Here is a 2,458-nt window from a genome sequence, read left to right as displayed (position 1 = left end):
GGTCGTGAGGCCGAGGTGAGTATTGCCGCGGTCAATGGCCCGAGGGCCGTGGTCATCGCGGGTGACGAGGAAGCGGCGCTGGAGATTGCGGGGCAGTGGGCGGAGCAGGGTCGTAAGACCCGTCGGCTCACGGTCAGCCACGCGTTCCACTCGCCCCGCATGGACGCCATGCTGGACGACTTCCGCGACACCGTCGCGGGCCTGTCCTTCCAGGCACCGTCCATCGCCCTGGTCTCCAATGTGACGGGCGAGGCGGCGAGCCGCGACGAGGTGTGCTCGCCGGAGTACTGGGTGCGCCACGTCCGGGAGGCGGTGCGGTTCGCGGATGGCATGCAGGCACTCACCGCCCAGGGCGTCACCAGGTTCTTGGAGGTCGGCCCCGACGGCGTGCTGTCCGCGATGGCGCGGGACTGCCTGACGGAGGACCAGACCGCGGCCTCGGCCGTGGTGCCGGTGCTGCGCAAGGACCGTCCCGAGGGCCAGGCGCTGACGATGGCGCTGGCCGAACTCCACGTCCACGGAGCCTTGGTGGAGTGGGAGTCCGTGGTCGCCGGGCGCGGTGCGCGGATGGTGGAGCTGCCGACGTACGCCTTCCAGCGCGAGCGGTTCTGGCCCGAGGTGTCCATCTCCCTCAACGGCTTGGGCGCGTCGAGCGCCGTCGACTCGGTGGACGCGCGGTTCTGGGAAGCGGTCGAGCGTGAGGATCTCGAAGCGCTCGCCGAGACGCTCGACGTCGACGGCGAGACGCCGCTGAGCGCGGTGCTGCCCGCCCTGTCCACGTACCACCGCAACCGGCGTGACCAGTCCACGATCGACAACTGGCGCTACCGGGTGGCCTGGAAGCCGGTCCTGGACGTGGCCGATGGGTCGCTGTCGGGCACGTGGCTGGTAGTGGTTCCGGCCTCCCGTGCCGAGGACGAGCTGGTGACGGAGGTTCTCTCCGGGCTCGAGCGTCATGGCGCGGACCTGGTGTCGCTGGTGGCCGACGAGCGGGACCTCGACGCCGAGGCGCTGGGGGAGCGGCTGCGTGAGGCGGCCGCAGACGCGCCCGCGCTGGGCGGCGTGTTGTCGTTGCTGGCCCTGGACGAGGAGCCCTGCCCGGGGCACTCCGCGCTCCCCAGCGGTCTCGCCCTGACGCTGACACTGGTGCGGGCCATGGCCGACGCCGGTATCGAGGCTCCGCTGTGGTGCGGTACGCGGGGCGCCGTGTCGGTGGGCCGTTCCGAACGGCTCAGCCACCCGAAGCAGGCGATGGTGTGGGCGCTCGGCCGGGTGGCCGCGCTGGAGCTGCCGCAGATGTGGGGCGGTCTGGTCGACCTGCCCGAGTCACTGGACGAGCGTGCGGTCGCGCGGCTGGCCGGGGTGCTGGCCGCCGAGGCCACCGAGGTCGTCGAGGACCAGGTCGCGGTGCGCGGCTCCGGCGTGTTCGCACGCCGTCTGACCCGGTCCGCCGCTCCCGTCGCCGACGCGACGACATGGCGGGCGCGTGGCACGGTGCTGGTCACCGGCGGCACGGGCGCGCTGGGCGGGCAGGTGGCCCGCTGGCTGGTGCGCAACGGCGCCGAGCACCTGGTGCTGACCAGCCGTCGCGGTCTTGAGGCGCCGGGCGCGCCCGAGCTGCGCGAGGAGCTCGAGGCGCTGGGCGCCCGGGTGACCGTGGCTGCCTGCGATGTGGCCGACCGCGAGCAACTGGCCGCGGTTCTGGACGCGGTGCCCGAGGAGCAGCCGTTGACGGCCGTGGTGCACGCGGCGGGCGCCAACGGGGCCGGGCCGCTGGCCGAGACCGGGCTGGCCGACGCCGCCGCCGTGGTCTCCGGCAAGGTGGCCGGCGCCGTCAATCTGGACGAGCTGCTGGGTGACCGGGAGCTGGACGCGTTCGTGGTCTTCTCCTCGATCGCCGGTGTGTGGGGCAGTGGCGGCCAGGCCGCCTACGGTGCGGCCAACGCCTACCTGGACGCGCTGGTGGAGGACCGCCGTGCCCGCGGCCTCGCCGGTACGGCCGTGGCCTGGGGCCCCTGGGCCGAGGGCGGCATGGCGGCCGGGGAAGAGGCCGACCATCTGGCGCGCCGCGGTCTGCCCGCGATGGTGCCCGGCTTGGCGATCGCCGCGTTGCAGGGAGCGGTCGCGGGTGACGACGGTGTGCTCACGGTCGCCGATGTGGACTGGGAGCGATTCGCCCCCGCGTTCACGATCGGGCGGCCGAGCCCGCTCCTCGGCGATCTGCCCGAGGTCCAGCGGGCGCTGGCGAACGCCGGCAACGCCGAAGGCGCCGGTACCGGTTCGGCACTGCGGGAGCGCCTGGCGGGACTCACCGAGGCCGAGATCGACCGGACCCTGCTCGACCTGGTGCGCGCCCATGCCGCCGCGGTCCTCGGGTTCGCGGGCGCGGAGGCGGTTGAGGCCGGCCGCGCGTTCAAGGACCTGGGATTCGATTCGCTCACGGCGGTGGAGTTCCGTA

Annotated in this window: 1 pseudogene; it reads left to right on the top strand. The window is 73.8% G+C overall.

Annotated elements, in window-relative coordinates:
- Positions 1–15 precede the first annotated feature (15 nt).
- A pseudogene (locus KN815_RS42665) lies at positions 16–2,458 on the top strand (SDR family NAD(P)-dependent oxidoreductase); the annotation flags it as partial.

This window comes from Streptomyces niphimycinicus (genome assembly GCF_018883605.1).
GTDB classification, from domain to species: domain Bacteria; phylum Actinomycetota; class Actinomycetes; order Streptomycetales; family Streptomycetaceae; genus Streptomyces; species Streptomyces niphimycinicus.
The sequence above is the reverse complement of the archived record's forward strand: the minus strand, read 5'-3'. Positions and strand labels throughout refer to the sequence as shown.